At 25.8% G+C, this 19,541-nt stretch carries 22 protein-coding genes; 18 read left to right on the top strand and 4 right to left on the bottom strand.

Features of this window, described 5'->3' with window-relative positions:
* Nucleotides 1-20: 20 nt before the first annotated feature.
* The 4 genes from ACTHUW_RS07565 to ACTHUW_RS07550 form a co-directional block, all read right to left on the bottom strand.
* Nucleotides 21-1,070, bottom strand: a complete 1,050-nt coding sequence (locus ACTHUW_RS07565) for a flavodoxin family protein (RefSeq protein WP_442210893.1) — start codon at nt 1,068-1,070, stop codon at nt 21-23.
* Nucleotides 1,067-2,302, bottom strand: coding sequence for a lactate/malate family dehydrogenase (locus ACTHUW_RS07560; protein WP_442210895.1), 1,236 nt, complete (start codon nt 2,300-2,302; stop codon nt 1,067-1,069). Before ACTHUW_RS07560 ends, ACTHUW_RS07565 begins: the two co-directional genes overlap by 4 nt.
* A gap of 10 nt (nt 2,303-2,312) precedes the next feature.
* Entirely contained in the window at nt 2,313-7,190 is a 4,878-nt protein-coding gene (locus tag ACTHUW_RS07555) for a cytidyltransferase (protein WP_442210898.1), read from the bottom strand.
* A 78-nt stretch (nt 7,191-7,268) separates the two neighbouring features.
* Nucleotides 7,269-7,643, bottom strand: coding sequence for a DUF2188 domain-containing protein (locus tag ACTHUW_RS07550; RefSeq protein WP_442210900.1), 375 nt, complete (start codon nt 7,641-7,643; stop codon nt 7,269-7,271).
* A gap of 148 nt (nt 7,644-7,791) precedes the next feature.
* On the opposite strand from ACTHUW_RS07550, the gene ACTHUW_RS07545 reads away from it, so the two are divergent.
* From ACTHUW_RS07545 to ACTHUW_RS07460, 18 genes are all read left to right on the top strand, one after another.
* Nucleotides 7,792-8,388 (top strand): hypothetical protein, encoded by a 597-nt coding sequence (locus ACTHUW_RS07545; protein ID WP_442198605.1) that lies wholly within the window; start codon nt 7,792-7,794, stop codon nt 8,386-8,388.
* Between the two features lie 99 nt (nt 8,389-8,487).
* A complete protein-coding gene (locus ACTHUW_RS07540) occupies nt 8,488-8,811 on the top strand; it encodes a hypothetical protein (protein ID WP_442198606.1) in 324 nt (107 codons plus the stop codon).
* 344 nt (nt 8,812-9,155) lie between these two features.
* Complete coding sequence (locus ACTHUW_RS07535) at nt 9,156-10,202, top strand: M1 family aminopeptidase (protein ID WP_442198607.1); 1,047 nt, start codon at nt 9,156-9,158, stop codon at nt 10,200-10,202.
* Nucleotides 10,203-10,282: 80 nt separating this feature from the next.
* Nucleotides 10,283-10,720 (top strand): hypothetical protein, encoded by a 438-nt coding sequence (locus ACTHUW_RS07530; RefSeq protein WP_442212902.1) that lies wholly within the window; start codon nt 10,283-10,285, stop codon nt 10,718-10,720.
* A 57-nt stretch (nt 10,721-10,777) separates the two neighbouring features.
* Nucleotides 10,778-11,113, top strand: coding sequence for a hypothetical protein (locus tag ACTHUW_RS07525; protein WP_442212900.1), 336 nt, complete (start codon nt 10,778-10,780; stop codon nt 11,111-11,113).
* A gap of 114 nt (nt 11,114-11,227) precedes the next feature.
* Nucleotides 11,228-12,019 carry a class I SAM-dependent methyltransferase gene (locus tag ACTHUW_RS07520; RefSeq protein ID WP_442212898.1) on the top strand — a complete coding sequence of 264 codons (792 nt, stop codon included), beginning with the start codon at nt 11,228-11,230 and terminating at the stop codon, nt 12,017-12,019.
* A 104-nt stretch (nt 12,020-12,123) separates the two neighbouring features.
* Nucleotides 12,124-12,855, top strand: a complete 732-nt coding sequence (locus ACTHUW_RS07515; RefSeq protein ID WP_442212896.1) for a CPBP family glutamic-type intramembrane protease — start codon at nt 12,124-12,126, stop codon at nt 12,853-12,855.
* A gap of 33 nt (nt 12,856-12,888) precedes the next feature.
* Nucleotides 12,889-13,344: a GNAT family N-acetyltransferase gene (locus ACTHUW_RS07510; RefSeq protein WP_442198612.1), complete on the top strand. Its 456-nt coding sequence runs from the start codon at nt 12,889-12,891 to the stop codon at nt 13,342-13,344.
* Between the two features lie 19 nt (nt 13,345-13,363).
* Complete coding sequence (locus ACTHUW_RS07505; RefSeq protein ID WP_442212894.1) at nt 13,364-13,516, top strand: hypothetical protein; 153 nt, start codon at nt 13,364-13,366, stop codon at nt 13,514-13,516.
* 29 nt (nt 13,517-13,545) lie between these two features.
* Nucleotides 13,546-13,746 carry a nucleotidyltransferase domain-containing protein gene (locus ACTHUW_RS07500; protein ID WP_442198614.1) on the top strand — a complete coding sequence of 67 codons (201 nt, stop codon included), beginning with the start codon at nt 13,546-13,548 and terminating at the stop codon, nt 13,744-13,746.
* A 26-nt stretch (nt 13,747-13,772) separates the two neighbouring features.
* A complete protein-coding gene (locus ACTHUW_RS07495; protein WP_442212891.1) occupies nt 13,773-14,315 on the top strand; it encodes a DUF4111 domain-containing protein in 543 nt (180 codons plus the stop codon).
* Between the two features lie 164 nt (nt 14,316-14,479).
* Nucleotides 14,480-14,761 carry a hypothetical protein gene (locus tag ACTHUW_RS07490; RefSeq protein ID WP_442212889.1) on the top strand — a complete coding sequence of 94 codons (282 nt, stop codon included), beginning with the start codon at nt 14,480-14,482 and terminating at the stop codon, nt 14,759-14,761.
* A gap of 76 nt (nt 14,762-14,837) precedes the next feature.
* Complete coding sequence (locus ACTHUW_RS07485; protein WP_442212887.1) at nt 14,838-15,068, top strand: hypothetical protein; 231 nt, start codon at nt 14,838-14,840, stop codon at nt 15,066-15,068.
* A gap of 54 nt (nt 15,069-15,122) precedes the next feature.
* Nucleotides 15,123-15,623, top strand: a complete 501-nt coding sequence (locus tag ACTHUW_RS07480; protein WP_442212885.1) for a GNAT family N-acetyltransferase — start codon at nt 15,123-15,125, stop codon at nt 15,621-15,623.
* 350 nt (nt 15,624-15,973) lie between these two features.
* A complete protein-coding gene (locus ACTHUW_RS07475) occupies nt 15,974-16,933 on the top strand; it encodes a DegV family protein (RefSeq protein ID WP_442197572.1) in 960 nt (319 codons plus the stop codon).
* A gap of 168 nt (nt 16,934-17,101) precedes the next feature.
* Nucleotides 17,102-17,965: a metallophosphoesterase family protein gene (locus tag ACTHUW_RS07470; protein ID WP_442197573.1), complete on the top strand. Its 864-nt coding sequence runs from the start codon at nt 17,102-17,104 to the stop codon at nt 17,963-17,965.
* Nucleotides 17,962-19,011 carry a S66 family peptidase gene (locus tag ACTHUW_RS07465; protein WP_442197574.1) on the top strand — a complete coding sequence of 350 codons (1,050 nt, stop codon included), beginning with the start codon at nt 17,962-17,964 and terminating at the stop codon, nt 19,009-19,011. Before ACTHUW_RS07470 ends, ACTHUW_RS07465 begins: the two co-directional genes overlap by 4 nt.
* A complete protein-coding gene (locus ACTHUW_RS07460) occupies nt 19,004-19,528 on the top strand; it encodes a GNAT family N-acetyltransferase (protein WP_442197575.1) in 525 nt (174 codons plus the stop codon). The genes ACTHUW_RS07465 and ACTHUW_RS07460 overlap by 8 nt, the downstream gene beginning before the upstream one ends.
* Nucleotides 19,529-19,541: the final 13 nt, after the last annotated feature.

The raw sequence follows: 19,541 nt of genomic DNA, 5'->3' as shown, positions 1-19,541 counted from the left end.
ATAGGTACTCAATTGAGTACCTATTGTTTTAAATAATTCATCATATTTTGACTAAAATCATATGCTTTTCTTTCTATATCTTCAATTTCTAATATAGCATCTTTATCATTAGCAGTTTCCATTATAGAAAAGTTTGGGGGAAGTCTAAAAGTTTTGTTGATATTTAGAGCACTTATAAGTTCTTTTGCTAGAGCATCACTTCCAGAATTTCCAGATACTATAATAGAAAATATAGATTTATCATAAAATTTTGTTTTTCTAAAAAGTGCAGTAAGTCTATTGATAACGGCCTTTAAATTAGCTGCTATTGAATCATTATAATTAGGACAAATCCAAAGTATAGAGTCAGTTTCTAAAATAGCAGGATAGACTTCGTCTACCATGATACCACCATAGAAACAACTGGTATCTTCTCCATAATGCTTACAAGTTTTATAGGGACAACCTATACAATCTCTTACAGTACCATTTTCTATATGAATTTCTTTTATATCAATATCCTTTAAATTCTCTTTAATCATAGTCCAAAGTTTTAAAGTATTTGATGTTTCATAATTACTAGAATGAAGGACCAATAGTTTTGCTTTAGCAAACTTTGTTTGTTCAAAATCAACTAAATTATCATAAAGAGTGCTACATGAATAAAAAAGAGCTTCTTTTAAACTGATATCTTTAGCATTAGCAAGTGTCTTCATATTTAAAAGAGATCTTGTAGCTTCTACTAAAGGTCTTCCTGGGAAAGTAGCTCCTAATCTATTAGCATTAAATATTATATTTTGTGCCATAGTTTTAGTATATAAATCATCCATACTATTATATATTAAAACTGATCCTATAGAGTTTTTAAGAGCATTATTAGATTTGAACAAGTTATTAAAGAATTTTTGTATGAATATATTACCACCAAATTCATCTAATTCTAAAGCAAATAATATTCTTTTGTTTTGGAGATTAGGAATATGTTTATAATCATTAATTATAATATATTTTTTACCATCTAAGGTATGTGATATCATTTCCATTAAAAATGGTGAAGGATTTTTAGAAACTATTAAATATATTTCTTTCATATAATATCACCAAGAGTTTTATAAGTTTCTTTTAATCTTTCTAATAACTTTTCATCTAATTTTAATTCTTCTAATTCTACAGTATTATATTTCACTCTATTTTTACTACCCATAAATACTCCACCAATAAAAGTAGCACTATAATGCCAATTTCCACTTATAGTATCTATAATAGAAAGTGCACCTGAAGATAAAGCTGGAGCAATATATGGCTTAAAGCCTAATTCTCTCATCTCTAGATTAGCATACTTTGCTCTATCAGTTAAATACATAGAAAATTCATCATTATAATCTTTTATACTATCAGCTATTACAAGTCCTTCACCATGTGGTCCATATGCTCTACCTTCTTCAAGGAAGTGATTTAATTTAGGATTATTTCTAGAATAATATACTGCCCTTGAATTCATTACACCTAAACCATACCCCCTGATTTGTTCAGGTGCTAAACCAAGAAAATCAAAATTATCATTATCATCTTTATTGCTCTCTAAAAACACTACCTTAGAAAGTAAATCTACAGGATCAGATACTACTGCAAATATTCCTTTAAATTTTTCTTTTTTAGCCATTTGACCATATTCTTTTATAATTTCAGAATTGCTTTCAAATTGTGCCATTCTAACATCCTTTATATCACTTCCTACTTTTGGTACTGATTTAGATGCACAAAATACAAACATATCACAATCAAATAATTCTTCTTTTTTTATTATTTTTACAAAAGGAGTATGATAATTAAATGCAGAATAGACTTGATTCATTTCCATTTCCCATCTTTTTTGTTTCTTTAAAGTTCTATCATATATTCCAATATGAGAAATTTCATTTCCACCTAAGAGCTTTAATCCTGTTAGTAAAGTAGTACCTATATCTCCTAAAGCTAATATATTTATATTCCATTTTTTAATTTCTTTTTGATATAAAACTTCCTTCCAAGTTGGGAAATTTAAGTTTAGTGCGATTACTTTTTTAGCGTTTATTTTTTCTTTTAACCAAAGTGAGATATGGAGATTTTCCTTTTTTTGATTTAAAATATTTATATCTTCCTTCTTTAAAGATAGTAGGGAAGGAGAGGAAATTATATAGCTTCTCCTACTTTTTAGGGGATTATCTTTAAATAAATAATAAATTTTATCACTATTAATCAAATCTATTTCGCTAGCTTCTTTAAAATTATATTTCTCATATGAAAATCCATAAATATTTTCATCTAATTTGTATAAATACATAAGACACCTCTTATCTTTTAATTATATCTTCTAATCTGATTAGTTGTTCTAAGTCATTTTTTAAATAATGTGAAGCCTTTAGATTTAAATCATATTCAATATTACTTCCCTTATCAGGATATCTAGTAGCTATAAAGACTTCAGATAACTGTCTTATAGTTAAATTTCTTCCATATTTCTTTTGGTATTCATCTTCTAAAGTTTTGAGCAAATCAACAGCATTATATATAGATACTCTTGATAATTCATATAATGTGCTATTTTTAGTGCCCTTTATAAAAATAGGAGATGTGTAGGGAAGTACAAAGTTTACAGAAGGTAGAATGTTTTTTAGTGAATTAGTATCTCTACATACAGTATCTCCACCTATGAAAGGATAAAATGCACTTTCATTAAACCATATTCTTAAATTTGGAATAAAATATGCTGAATCTACCCTTCTATCTTGTATATCCATAAGTTCCTTGCCCCTACCAGATAAAATTCCTACTATTATTTTATCTACACTTATATTCTCTTGTTTTAATAAAGAATCTATGGCCTTTATCCTATATCCTTTATTAAGTAAATCATCTACTAATATTACAGAACGATCAAAAGAATTTATCATTTTTATTTGATTTTCTAAATTCAAATAATATGGAAATGGTTCAATACTAAAATCTCTAATATCAGGTGTATACATTTTTTCTGTATGCATTGATTTAGTAACTGTATTTGGAACAATATGGCCATTTAATATACTACCAAATGGTACACACATTTTTTCACCTGTTTTTTTAGGTATTTGTTGGACAGCAGGGACATTATTTAATTTGCAAATCTTTCTAATCATTTTTTCATACAGTATAGTTCTATCAAATGAAATTATAAGTTGACCTGGATATAATGTAGTAAGTACCCTTTGAAGCCTTTTTCTAGCCCTTATAATCGTTCTTTTTACATTTTTATTATCTATAAATTCTTGTTTTAAAATAGATTCTAAATCTAAATTTAAAGTACAAGGGTTTGTCATTTTAACTGTAAATATATTTGTATTTTTATCTTTAAAGTTTAGTTTGTGAAATCCTTGAAGCCTTAATATTTCGTTTAAGTTTTTAGTAGGATAATTTTTTATGATATTTCTAAAAACTCCATAAGTATAATCCTTTGACAAGCAAAAGGAGAGAGTCTCAGTAATCATTATTTGCTCTAAGTTTTCAAAATCACATTCATCATCTATAAATATTCCATCAATACATATAATTCTACCAACTGAATCTTGTCTTATATATTCTGAGACCTTATTATCATTAAATTGTTCAAACAAGTTGCTTGACCTAATCCAATGAAATATAGAAAAACCTATAATGGTATTATTTTTTATATCTTTTAATAAAATTACTCTTGGATTTAATTTACTTTGAATTTCCTTTAACTTTGAATACGAATCTCTATATTCTTTTAAAATACTAGAAGATAAAGTAGAAATTAAATCATCTGAAATATCATCAATTATTTCTATATCAATAGACTGAGTTTGAATCAATGTTTTAAACTGAGGTTCTCTTTTATATACTCCTATTTCATAGATATAACTTTGTGCTAATGGATCTATTAACTGAGAAATATCTCTATTTTCATCTATATAATCTCGTATCATAGTAGAGCTTATGGTTTGATATATAGAGGGTAATTTTAAATTTATTATATCTCCTTTGATATTTTTTAAAACAGATTCCATATCACTTGTATTAGACTTAGTAAAAGCTGATTCTTTCCTATCAAAAATTATATGAGAAAAATTATGAATTGAATTTTCACTTATATCGTTTTTATATGAAGAAGCATTTGTAAGTACATCACTTCCCACAACAATATATATTTCATCATTGTTGAAATTATTTTTTAGCTTATTTAAATCATGAGGATTTGAAATATTTACAGGCAAATCTTCTGGATATAAATAAATCCCAAGTTCATCTGATATGCTCATGTTTATAATCTCTCTTCTAATTTCATGTGGTTGAGTTCTTTTTGACCAAGAAAATTCATCTACTTGAAGGTATACTTCAAAGCCTAAATTTCTTATTTCTTGAGTAATCATTTTATGACTTAAGGAAAAAGGATCAAATGTACCTGGAAAAAAAGCAATCTTTTTATTAGTGCGAATATGGATATTACCATTTTCAAATATATAATCAGAAATAAATCTATAAATATTATTTAAAGATGCTGAATTATTGAAAAACCATAATTCGTTTTCTTCCTTCAAAGGCAATAAATTTAATATTTTTTTGGAGATGTGTTTAAAAATAATATTTTTCTCTTCTGAGCTTAAATCTTCTTTTCCAAATATTTCAGAACCTATTATCCTAAAACTTTCTTGCTTTACTTGAATATCATAATTTGCTAAACCATTTAATAATATCCCAAGTAATTTAATTAATCTTTTATTTGATATATCTTTTTCTTCTACAAAAATATCATTATAATTAGAATAGTTTTGTATAGCTATACCTACAGTTTTTAATATTAAAAGTTTAATTTGTCTATTTGCAGATTTGATTTTAGATATAAAGTCATCTATTATCTCATTTAATTCTGTAGGATGGAGGTAAAGAATTAATTGACCTAAATAATTTGGTATATATTTTGTAAAATGATATCCTTGTATTTCAAGTGCCCTTAAAAGCTCTACTGTAACATCATTTCTCTTATCTAATGAAAGGAAGGGAAAAATATTTAAAAGTGCCTCTCCAGCATGATTTCTTACATTTTCATTTTCACTTACCTTTAATAAATTCGTAAAATGCATTGCAGTGTGGATTATATTTTTATCATCATATTGAATAATATGTTCTAATAATAATTCAATATTATTTTTTTTGATTATCCAATGAGTAGCAGTTTTTAAATTCATCAAAAAAATATCTGCTGTTTTAGACAAATCTTTTTTATAATATGATGCTAATAAATCAATAATTTCTTTATCCATCTTTAGTTTCTTAGCAATCTTTAATTTCAAAAAATTTTCAGAAGGCAAATTAGAATAATTCAAATTTGATTTAAGACTAATTTTTACGGCATTTATAAATGAAATATCTTTATCTAATCTATATATAATATTGTAGGTTCTATTAATAGCAGTTAATCTATATACATCATTATCATTTTCTAAAAAAGAAATTATAAAATCAAGCATAGAATCTATTTTCTTTTCATTTGCTGATTTAAAAGGTATATATTCACTTGCTTGTAAAAGGTAAAATTTTATACTAATATCTATTAAATTATTATCTTCATAATAATTTAATAGTATAGATCTAAAGTTTTTTCTTTGAGATCTATCACAATTTAAAAATAATGAATTTATTATATTCTTTAGACTAAGTCCTATCCATCTTTTATGAAGATCAAGGATTTTATGATCTGGAAATAATACTAACTTTATATATTCATTTAAAAGATCATAGCTGGTTTTCTTAGTATTATCAATATAGGCATTTTTAGGCACTTCTTTTCTATATTCTTCATCATAATTTGCAATTAATATTCCTATTAATTCAGCACTTTGTTTTCTTATATCTTCTTCTTTATGAATTAAAAGATCATATAAGAAATTCAATGTTATCTCTTTTTGTCTTTTAGTAAAGTAAGTTGAATACTCTTCAAAAACATTTAAATAGCCTCTTAATTTTTTGGGGTCATTTTCACTACGGGCTATTTCTAATATAGAACTTAGAGAAGTTTCACTATCTAGTTTATCCATAATAAATATATTATGCTCTATAGCCCTGTATTTTAAGTTTTCTACTATCTCTTCATTCTTCATAAGTGAAAAGTATTTTTTAGACTTTTCCTTAGGACCAAAAACATTAGTATCTGTACTAACACCTAAATTGATCATATAATTTTCAAAGTCTTTTAATTTAGCATAGACCTTTTTATATCTGTTTTCTTTTTCTTCATCTACATTATCTAATTTATCAAGAATTATATTAAAAGAATCTGTAAGAGAATAAATATGCATTTTATTTTCACCATTTACTTTTTTACCTTTAACTCTAAAATCTGAATATATAAGTATTAAAGATTCTATAGGTAAATTCTCAAGCTCTAAATCCCATGTAGAATGATTTGTAGCAATATGACCAATATACTCCATATCATTATTTTTAAACCACTGCTCAGTATAAAAATAATGAAGATATGGAACGCGTTTTAATTCTTCACCCTTACATCCAAACTTACCCATATCATGTGCAGTTGCTGCCGCAGATACTTTGCCCAAATCTACAGGTAGATTTAATTTATATAATTGATTAGAAATATGCATAGCAACATAATGAACCCCAGTAATATGGTTTAATGTAGTATAACCTGTAATTTCTTGATGTAATTTCATTAGTTCATATATATAATCATTTTCAAAAACTTTTTTGAACTTTCTATATTCATTAGTTATATTGAATCTTTTAATATTAGAATCAGATATAATTTCTAGAGGATATCTTCCATCTGGTAAGTTTTGTCTATCACTTCTTTCATAATCTGTTAAAATTTTAAATGTATCTATAAAAATCAAAGTAGGTATTTCATACTCTTTTTTTATTTGACATGTCACAGCATTTGGATATGATTTATCTAATAAATAATTATAGAAATATTTTAGCCACTCATCTTTTTCATTAGAGCCAAAATCTTCAATTAGCTCAGAAAATATGTCATATATAGCACTAGCACTAAAATCCTTATGCTTTATTAAAAAATTTAATTTTTGCGAAAATAAATCACTTTTTAAATATTCTTTTATTTTTTCATAAAGAAAATTATCTTTAATATATTCATTATTTAATATTTTATTAGATATTTTTTTGTGGATATTTAACATAGAATAGGTTTTCATATTCTCCTCCTCAAGTATTGCTTTGATTTCATTATATAATAATTACAGACAAAAAAGAAGTAGGTTATTAACCTACTTCTAAGAAGTTAAAGTATCTTCTATTGTTCCATCTTTTCTATGAATTATAATTTTATCTGCTGTATCATTTAACATGTCATTTACTTTATCCCTTGCTTCTTTTTTAGTGTCAAATGTGAAGCTTGCTCTTTCACCATTTTCTTTTTTGATTTCCCATTTATCATCATTTGGTACTAGATGATAAATTTTAGAGTTTGAACTACTTGAACCATTATTATCTGCCCATTCACGAGCTCTTTCAATTGCAATAGGAATAGCTCTACCTTCTGAATAATTTTGATTTACAAGCTCATTAGCTATTTCTATAGCTTTACCTTTCACTTGATTATCCAGATTCTTCATAGCATCAGGATAATCATTCTTATTCCATGGCATAAAACATTCCTCCCTGTAATTTTTATTTATAAAATAATTACCCGATAGGAGAGTAATTAAACTCTAAACTATTATAGGAATAAAGAAGGGATTTGGGAATATATGTAGAATAATATTATATAGATATAAAAATTTGAGGGGTGTTCATATGGGTCTCTATGAAAAATTATGTGAGCAGAAAGCTAGTGGTGAAATAATTAATCATCAAAATTTGTCAGATGAAGAGCTAAAACAATTATTTATAGAGGAAGAAAAGACAGATGAAACTATTGCAAAGTTGTTTGATGTCAAGAAGTCCAAGATAACATATCGACGAAGAAAGCTAGGAATGACTATTAGAGATTCAATAGTTGACGAATTCCTACAGGTAAAATCAAAAGAGGCAAAAGAATTGAACTTACAGGTTAAAAATGAGATTCTTAATCTTGATAATATTAATATTATATCAAAAGCAGTAACCCATTTCGCTTTTCGAAACGGCCCAGTAGAAGGTATGCATGCACATCCAAATAATCAATTATCCGAAGAAGATATGAAGCTTCTTAACAAATTCATGGTTAACAGATTAGCATATGTATTTACATTAATAATAGAAGAACGTTGGATAGAATTCGATATTTTAGTGAGAAAAATTTATGGAGTATATGGTCATAATTGGGATGATGCTGAACCAGATGATGGAGATATAAGAGAAACAGTTAAAATGATAATGAAAATAAATAATAAAAAAAGAACTAGAAAATGAGATTTAAAATTTACTTAATTTGGATAATTTGAGATATGTAATATTACTTATTTTAGTGATATTAAGACTTATAAATTAAATATTAATTAGAGGTGATATATGATTACTAAAAAAGATATCATTGATAAAATGAATGAATTAGATTTTCCAAAAGAAAAATATTGGATAGTAGCTGGTTCTGCTTTAGTAATGCATGAGGTTAAAAGTGAAACGAGAGATATTGATCTTGGATGTACTACAGATATGATAGAGGAATTACTTTTGAAAGGATTTATTGCTGAAGTTGAAAACGATAAAAGTAGAACCATAAATATAAATGGAATTATTGAAATATTTGAAAATTGGAATGTAGATAAAATTGAATATATTAATGAAATACCAGTTGGAAGTTTGAAGAGCATTAGAAAACAAAAAATGAGCTAGGAAGAGAAAAAGATATTAAAGATATAATAATTATTGATGAATACTTAAAAAGTTTATAAGATTAGAAAATTAATGTTCTAAAGTGAAAGAAAATACTGCATATAACCAATTTCACTAAGAAATTAAAAAATATATAGTATATCTAAGTTTAATTAAAAACATAAGTTGAAAATTTTCAAAGCTTGAAGTTAAATTAAAATCTAGAAAGGGAGAGGGTTAAGATTAGTATTGAATATTTTATAAATGTTAAAATCAATCCTATTAAAGAATCTATTGATTCTAAAGTAATTATATCTCTTAATGAATTCAAATCTACTAAACTAGAGCTTTATTTACATAAAAGTTTGATTATAGAAAAAATAATTGCCAACAATAAGGAAATCATATATGAAGAAACTAAGATTGAAAAATCTTTACCGTTTTTTCCAGAAGCTAAAATTATTAGTATATTAAATAAAACAAATATAAAAAGTATTGAGATAAAATACTCTGGAATTATTAATAGAATTCAAGAATCAGAAATTAATAGTATAAATGATGATTTTATTGAACTAAACTTATACTCTCCATGGTATCCATTAATAAAATCAATACCTAAAGTTAAATATAATGTTTTAATTTCTGGGATTCCAGATTATTATTTATTAGAAGCTAATAAAGTAGGAGATAATTGGAGTTCAAATATAGATTCAATGGATTGTTATCTGTTAGCTATGAAAAATTACAGTCATCAAAGTATAAAAATTAACAATATGAAAGTGGGTTTTTATAGTATAAATAAGACTGGAAATAAGATAGTAGAATGTTTAGTAAAATATGTTGAAGATATATTAAATTTCTACAACCATAAATTTGGAAGTAAAGCTTTATATAATGAATTCAATATCTTAGTCGCTCCAAGAGTAAAAGGTGGAGGTTACTGTAGAGAAAAATTAATTGTATTAAGTGAAAGAGATATTAAAGAAAAGGATTTAATACATTTTATAGGCCATGAAATGGCACATATTTGGTGGAATGAAGCTGATGCTAGCTCTTGGGAAGATTGGTTAAATGAAAGTTTTGCTGAATATAGCTCATGGTTATATATTGAACATTATTTTGGTAAAGAAAAATATAAAGCTATTATTGATTACTACGAAAAAGAAACTATAAATTGTCCAGCTATAATGAATATGGATAGAAATGATAGTAAGGCATATTTATCTAGATTTAAAGGTGCTTTGATTTTGCATGAATTTAGAAATACATTTGGAGATGATGAATTAAAAGAATTGTTTGCTATGCTAAATAAATTAGAAATAAAATATACAGAAGAATTAATAAATAAAATTAAAATAGTTTTGGGAAAAAATCAAGCAGATTTTATTTATAACAAGTTAAGTTTAAAGTAAAAGAATAATATTTGAAGGAAATATGAATAAAGTATAAAAGAAAGGAAATAGAAAATAATTAAAAGTTGGGGGTTTGAAGGATGAAAAGAATTATAGCACTCATTTTAATATTAGCTTCTATGAGTCTATTAGGCTGTAATCAACAACTGAATGAAAAAGATAATCTTAAATTAGAACTAGATGGAAAAATAAAAGAAATTAGTATTTTTAAATCAAATGGATTTGACAAATCTAATTCAGATTTAATTATAAATATAACTAATGAAGAAACTATTGATAAATTGAAAAATATAATAACGAGTGCTACTAAATTAGATGGAATTGTAGATATAAGAGAACCAGATTTTAATTTAGACGTTATTTACAAAGACAATAGTAAGGAAAAACTTTATCTGTGGATTGAAGAAAATGGTGGAAAAGGATCATTGATGAAATCTGATGATACAAATACATTATATAATATTTCAGAAGAGATGAATTATAAATTCATTGATTTTATTGAAGAAAATAAAAATTGATAGTTATTAATATGAAGTTGATTTACATTTTTATAAGTAAATATAAGGAGGCAAATTATGATATTAAATATTATAATAATTCTAATTACAACTATCCTTTTAATACTTTCCATCTTTTCTTTTATGCAAAAAGGACCTATAATCTCAATAATATATTATTTTTCAACCGAAGAAGAAAGGAAAGAGTTAAGAACAAAAGATAGATATTATTATATTGGTACAATATTTTTAATGTCTTCTATTTTATTTTTTACAGTATTAATAGAAGAAATATTTAATTTGTCTATAATGCGTACAATTAGAATACCATTTATTATTATTTTATGTATTTATGCAATTTTTAGGTATACACAGATTGAATCTAAAAGAATGAAGGCTAAAAACAAAAAATAATGATTTATGGATTTCGTTATTTATCTTACCTTAACTTAACAGTATATAAAAATGATAAAGTAGCATAAGTAGTAGTAATTATGACAAACATTTTTAATTATAGGGGGTTAAACTATGAATATGATTGAAAAGTATTATGAAAACTATGATGAGGATTCAAGGTTAGTAAAAGATAATTCGCATAGAATAGAATTTCTTTCAACAGTTCATGTATTAGAAGATAAAATAAAAGCTAACTCAAAAATACTAGAAGTTGGAGCAGGAACTGGAAGATATTCTTTTTATTATCTTAATAAAGGTAATAAAGTTACAGCAGTAGACATTTTACGAAAAAATGTTGATATAATGATAGAAAAATCTAAAAAAATCGTTTCTGATGATATAGAAATAAAACTGGGAGATGTACTAGATTTATCACAGTTTTCTTCTAATGTTTTTGATGTGGTATTGTGTTTAGGACCATTATATCATCTTGCAAATTTGGATGATCGAATTAGATGTATAAATGAATGTCTAAGAGTTTTAAAACCAGGAGGAATTTTAGCACTTGCTTATATAAATAGATATGCTCAATATGTTATCCATATAGGTAGGGATAAAGAAAATATTAGTGATAAATACTTAAAAAATGTATCTGAATTTGGAGTAGAATCTAAATTTGAAGAAAATGAAAATTGCTTTTATTTTTCAACATATGAAGAAATGGAAAAAACTATGACTAATTTTAATGTAGAGAAATTAAAGCATGTAGGTACTGATGGTATAGTTCATATGATGAGAAATAATATAAATGATTTAGATGAAAATGAATTTGATAAATGGTTAGACTATCATTTTATGACATATGATAATGCATCATTAATAGGATATAGTTTACATAATTTATATGTATGTAAAAAAATATAATATAAGATAAAAAGACATTTGAGGAGAGGACTTTATTGATAAAACGAATATTGTTATTTTTACTATTTACATTTAGCATTACATGGTTGTCTTGGGGAATGATTGTGATAGGAAATGAATATTTTAATGTATTATGGTACGGAGAAGTTTTATTCTGGGCTCCATACTTATTAGGAGCGCTAGGACCTATGATAGCTTTTTATATAATCCATAAAATATATCCTTATGAATTTCAATTTACTTCTTTTAATAGGTTTGTGTTTAATAAAAATATAAATAAAAAGGTAGGAATAATATTTTTTCTATATCTTTTATGGCGTTTTCTTATGGTTTGGTTTGGATTTGGAATAGAAGAACCTGTTTCTATTTTATATATGTTTATTAATTTACCTCTTATGATAATAGGGGGAGGATTTGAAGAAATAGGCTGGAGAGGTTATCTACAACCTAATTTGGAAAAAATATTTACTTATATTCCTGCTACTATAGTTGTAGGAGTTGTATGGGCATTATGGCATCTACCGTTATGGTTTATAAAAGGAACTGTACAAAGTGAAATTAATTTTGGAATTTATACTCTTATGACAATTATCTTAAGCTTTAGTTTTTCTACATTATATAAGTATAGTGAAAATATAACTTTATGTGTATTAGCACACGCTTGGTATAATGGATGTATAGGACTAGCCGTATATATAGGATATAACGGATATTTGCAATTAGATATAGGGTTTAAGGTGTTTTTGGTGTACATAATAGAATTTATTGTTTCAGTAATACTAGGAGTTATTTACAACCGTAAGATGAATTCTACTAGAATTAGAGTGACCTATTAGTATATAGACTTTTTTAATTATAGGAGATGAATTATGAATATTAATTTAAGAAATATTACCAATGATAACTGGATAGAATGCATTAAATTGACAACCAATAAAAATAATACGCATACTGTATTTGAAGAATATATAGCATCTAATGCATTATCGCTTGCTCAATCAAAAGTACAAGAAGGCTGGGATACTAAAGCTATCTATAACAATGAAACAATGGTTGGGTTTGCTATGTATGGATATTCATATGATTATAACTTTTTTGAAATCTGCAGATTAATGATAGATTACAAGTTTCAAGGTTGCGGATATGGAAAAGCATCCTTAATTAAAATAATTGTAGAAATGAAGAAAATTAAGGATTGCAAGGGAATACATATATGTTTTGACCCAGACAATATTGTAGCGCAAAAGTTATATGAAAAAGTTGGATTTAAAGATACAGAAAGATTTTTAAAAGATGAAAAGGTATTTAAATTAACTTTGTATTAAGTTAGGAGAGAAAAAACAAATGGGACTTAATAATATTTCTCATAGGGTGTATTATTTGCCTCATGAAGAAGAAACAGATAGACCTGTTCTAGGATATGTTAAAGGTGATAAATATACATTGGCTATAGATGCTGAGAACTCAATCGCCTGTAATCATACAAATAAGAAATAAGAAAACTATCTAAGGCTGAAGGGGATAATGTGAAACCATTTAGAATATTAGATATAATAATTGATAGATTTAAGAGTATATTAGATTCTAATATTGTTGGAATATATTTACATGGTTCATTAGCTATGGGTTGTTATACTGATGCAAGTGATATAGATTTTATTGTAGTTGTAAAAGAACCTATTAATATAAATTTAAAAAAGAACTTATATCATCAATATTATACATAAATAATTTACCTAAAAAAGGTATAGAAATGAGCATTATATTAGAAAAATATGCAAAACAATTTGTTTATCCCACACCTTTTGAACTTCACTATTCTGATAGTCATAAAGATAAATATCTTTTTAATGAAGATTATATTTGTGGTAATGATGTAGATCCTGATTTGGCAGCACATATGACTATTATTAAGCATAGAGGAGTTTGTCTTTATGGTAGAGGTATAGACGATGTATTTAGTGATGTACCAAGAGGATATTATATAGATTCAATACTTAGGGATATCAAAAATGCAGAAGATGATATATTAGATAACCCGGTTTATATTATTCTTAATTTATGTAGAGTTCTATATTTTATAAAAGAAAATGTTATTTCTTCAAAACTTGAGGGAGGTATTTGGGGAAAAAATATACTTTCAGAGAAATACAAATCTTTAATAGAAGATGCATTAAATGTTTATATAAAAAAATCAGATGAAATGACCTATGAAAAGGATATTTATATCAAAATTTCTTGCTATATGCTAAATGAAATAAATATGAATATGATGAAAAATAAAAGGAGCATATAATGAATTATAAAAAGTTAAAAGAAGAATGGAAAAAATAAGAACAATATACACTTAAGGGCTGGGATTTTTCTCATATTAATGATAGATATGATAGTGAAGGGCTCCCTTGGGATTATAAAGAAATTATATTAAATAACATCAGACCATCTGATAGATTATTAGATATGGGTACAGGTGGTGGAGAATTTCTATTAACACTTAATCATCCTTATAAATTAACTAGTGTTACAGAAACATATAAACCTAATATAGAATTATGTAAAAAGAAATTGACTCCTCTAGGAATAGAAGTAAAGCAAATAATAGAAGATAGTAATATTCCTTATTCGAACGATAAATTTGATATAGTTATAAATAAACATGAGTCTTTTGCTATAAATGAAGTAAAAAAGAATATTAAAAAAAGATGGTTTTTTCATAACACAACAAGTCGGTGGAAAAAATAATAATGATTTATCAATCAAATTAATTGATAATTTAGAAATCAAGAATTCAAAGCATGATTTAGAGAACAATAGTAAATTGTTAAAAGAAGCAGGTTTTGAAATATTATATACTAATGAATATTTTCCACAAAATAAGTTCTATGATGTAGGCACTTTAGTTTATTTTGCAAAGGTAATTGAATGGGAATTTCCTAATTTTTCTGTAGATTCTTGTTTTAGAAATTTGTGTAGGTTACAAAAAAAGTTAGAGAAAAAAGGTTTTGTGGTAGGTACAGAACATCGCTTTATTATAGTTGGAAGAAAGTAATAAAGGTAAATATACATTGATAAATTTAGTATTTAAGAAATAGGAGAGTGAAAAATGGAACTAAGAATTTGTAAGAATGAGGATAAAGAGATTGTATCACCTATGATTGTAGAATTAATGAATTATCATCGTAAATTAACTAAAGCACCTGAGGAATACTGGTGTACAATCGAGAAAGGTGAGCAAACATTTAACTCATGGTTAAAAGAAGGAAACATTTATTTAGCTATGGAAGATAGAGACGTTATTGGTTTCTTTTATTTAGAATTTGGTGGAGATAACGCTGCATGGCTTGAAGATTTATATATTCTTAAAAAATATAGGAAAAAAGGATTAGGGAAAAAAGCTATGTCTCTTCTTGATAATATGTTGATTAATGAAAATGTTACTGCATTATTTGTAGATGTAATACCTCGAAATATTAGTGCAATAGAGTTTTATAGAGAAATTGGATTCGATCATTTGAATATGATCCAGTTAAGAAAGAATTATGATTCAAGATTAAATAAAAAAGATTCAGTAGAAATATTAGGTTATAACTTTAAGAAGTACTAAATATTAAAAATTTTTATAGTCTGTAAATTAAATAGTAAAAGAATACCTTTTTCTGATATAAAAATGTCTCCTGAGTTTAATAATGAAAAATCAGAAAAAAGCATATTGGAATTTTTTCAATATATTGTTGCTATAAAAAACTCTGAATCAACTGAACCATTTAGAAATAGAGAAACATAATAAAAATATGTTAATAATAATATTAAATAATCTCTTGAATAAGTTTATTTAAGAGATTATTTTTTTTATAGCATATATCCAATAAACAAGATATATGCTATACTAATAAAATAAACATATTGTAGAAATTTGACTAATTATGCCATATCAAAATAGAAGGTGGGATAAATTTGATTAAAATTATGGCAGATTCCACATGTGATTTATCTGAAGATATAATTGATAAATATAACATAGGAGTAGCACCTCTAAATATTATTATAGAAGGTAAAAGTTACAAAGATAAAATAGATATTCAGCCTGATGAATTCTATGAAAAACAGAAAACTCTAGATGAAAACCCAACTACATCTATGCCTAGTCCAGATGAATACTTAAAAATCATAGATAAAGCTGTAGAAGAAGGATATACAGAAGTACTCTGTATTTGTATGTCCAGTGGAACTAGCGGATCTTATCAATCGGCTGTTATAGCAAAAGATTATTATTTTGAAGATAATAAAGACTCCAATATTAAAATACATGTGGTAGATTCTTTATCTATGAGTCATGGAAGCGGCTGGTTAATAATAAAATCTGCTCAGCTAATTGAAGAAGGATACAGTTTTGATGAACTTATAGAGTTTAATGAAAGTTATAAAACTAGAGTTAAACATTTTCTTTGTGTAGATGATTTAGATAATTTAATAAAAAGTGGAAGACTCACCAATGCCAGTGCTTTAATTGGTAAATTACTAAGGATTAAACCTATTATGTCTATGAAAAAAGGTAAGGGTGCTATAGTAGCCAAAGTAAGAGGGATGAAAAAGGCACTAAATTATTATGTAGATGAATTTGTAAGAAGAGTAGATAAAGATATTACGAATTTTATCATAATTGGATATACAACAAAAATAAAAATTGCACATGATTTAAAGGATAAAATAAAAAAAGAAACAGATTTTATTGGAGATATTTATATAATGCAAATGGGAGCAGCAGTTGGTACTCATGTAGGCGCAGGAGGTTTATCCATGTTTTTTATAGAAAAGGGAAAAATGAAAGATGGATTAGTTAAAAATGAAATAAGAAACTTAAGAGAAAAAAGAAAAGAAATTGTAAATAATAGTTTGATACACAATAAAAAATAAAATTTAGTTTTGAAACTATTATATAAAAATATTTAAAATCAGGCATGTTTTATAATTATAAAACATGCCTGATTTTATTAATAAAAAAGGATTTTAAAAAGTTTTGTAGAATAAAATAATAATAAGATTATTGAAAATTTTAAATAAATATATAAAGGAAGATGAAAAATGAAAATAGGAGTATTAGCAGATATCCATGGAAATTTTACTGCACTAGAAGCGGTGATTAATTATTCAATGAATCAAGGAATTGATCATTTCATTATAGCAGGTGATCATATTAGTGATTGCCCTAATCCTAATGAAGTTCTAAATAGAATATCTAAGTTAAAGGGATGGACTATAGGTGGAAATAGAGAAGAGTATATATTAAAAACTATTGATGATAAAACCACTGACTGGAATAAATATAGACAATTAGATTCTATAATTTGGACTAGAGATAAGTTAGAGACTCATAATATTGAATTTATAAGGGACTTAACTAATCAAAAATCAATACAGATTGAAGACTTTGATACTATTAGAGTAGTTCATGGTTCTACAGATGATGTTTACGAACATCTTTATCCTTATAAAGAGGATAGGCTTGTAGAAATCTTAAATAAGATTGATGAAAAAGTATTAATTTGTGGTCATACTCATGAGCAATGGAGTAGAGTTATAAATGGAAAACTGGTTTTAAATCCTGGATCAGTTGGAGTACATTTTAACAAGGAATCTTCTGCAGAATTTTCTATACTCTCATGGTCAAATAATGAATGGACTGTCCAACATAAAAAGATAAAATATGATATAGAAAAGTTAGAAAAAGATTTTCTAATGAAAGGTTTATATGAAAAAGGTGGAATTTGGTCAAAAATGATAGTTGAAAGTTTAAAAGAGGGTGTAAACAGAAATATTGAGTTCATAGAAATGGCTGATAGAAATGCAAAAAAATTAGGATACTCAAACTATCAATATATTCCTAATGAAGTTTGGAGGATAACGGAAGAACAATGGAATAATACTGTAAGGAGGAATTATTTATGATAAAACCAGTAAAGCTAAAAAGAGCAGATAAAGTAGCTATTGTAAGTTTATCATGGGGTGGAGCGGGAGATAAAGAATTTAGACATAGATATGAAATAGGGAAAAAAAGATTAGAAGAAGTATTTGGACTTAAAGTTGTAGAAATGCCAAATAGTCTAAAGGGTAGTAAATATTTAAGTGAACATCCAGAGGCAAGAGCCGAAGATATGATGAATGCATTTAAAGATAAAGAAATTAAGGCTATATTTTCTAATATAGGTGGTGATGATACTCTTAGATTATTGCCCTATATAGATTTTAATTTAATAAAGAATAACCCTAAAATATTCATGGGATATTCCGATACAACGGTAAACCACTTCATGTGCTATAAAGCTGGTATTATTAGTTATTATGGACCGAGTATTCTGGCAGAATTTGCTGAAAATGTAGAAATGCATGATTATACAAAAAAGTGGATTGAAAGAGTATTATTTACTAGTGAAAAAATAGGACAAGTTGAAGGAAGCAAACATTGGACTTCAGAGTTTTTGCCATGGGAAAATAAAGATAATAGCAAAATAAAAAGAGAATTAAACATTGAAAAAAGAAGATATGAAATTCTTCAAGGAAAAGGTAAGGTAAGAGGTAAATTAATAGGTGGATGTATAGAAGTATTAGATTGGTTAAGGGGAACAGAATTATGGCCTGATTTAAAAGAATGGGAAGATAAGATATTATTTTTAGAAACTAGTGAAGAGAAGCCTACACCTGATTATATCAGAGGGTGTCTTAGAGCTTTCAACGCTTTAGGCATATTTGATAAAATAAATGGATTAATTATAGGTAAACCTCAAGATGAAAAATATTATGAAGAATATAAAGAACAATATTTAAAGGTAATAAGAGATGAAGCTAAAAGACGTGATTTACCAATTATGTACAATATGAATTTTGGACATACCTCACCAATGTGCATATTGGCCTATGGAGTAGAAGTTGAAATAGATTGTGATAAGAAAGAATTTAGAATTAATGAGGCAGGTGTAAGTGATAAATATGAATAGATTAAAATTAGTTTTACCTACAACAGAGTATAAAGATAAAATTATGGATTATAAAAGAGAATTTATTGAAAGTAGAGATAGCATGGATGGTACTGCTGGTTTGAGAAATGCTGAAACATTTGATGAGTGGTATAGTTCATTTTGTAATAATTTAAAAGAGGAGACTGTAGGAGAAGGTTTAGTTCCAGCAACTACATATATAGCTGTTTCTACTGATGACGGTCGTTTAATTGGTATGATTGATATTAGACATCGCCTAAATGATTACTTATTAAAATTTGGTGGACATATAGGTTATAGTATTAGAAAATCAGAAAGACATCAAGGATATGCAACTGAGATGTTAAAATTATCTTTAACAGAATGTCTAAAATTAGATATTAAAAAAGTTTTAATTACTTGTGATAAAGATAATATTGCATCAGCAAAGACCATTATAAATAATGGTGGTATATTAGAAAATGAAATACCAGAAGAAAATGAAATTACTCAAAGATATTGGATAAGCTTAGATTAAAATTAAGAAAGGA

The sequence above is a fragment of the Senegalia sp. (in: firmicutes) genome, from assembly GCF_052088025.1.
GTDB lineage: Bacteria > Bacillota > Clostridia > Tissierellales > SIT17 > Anaeromonas.
Note: the sequence above shows the minus strand (reverse complement) of the source record. Positions and strands in the feature narration are given on the sequence as shown.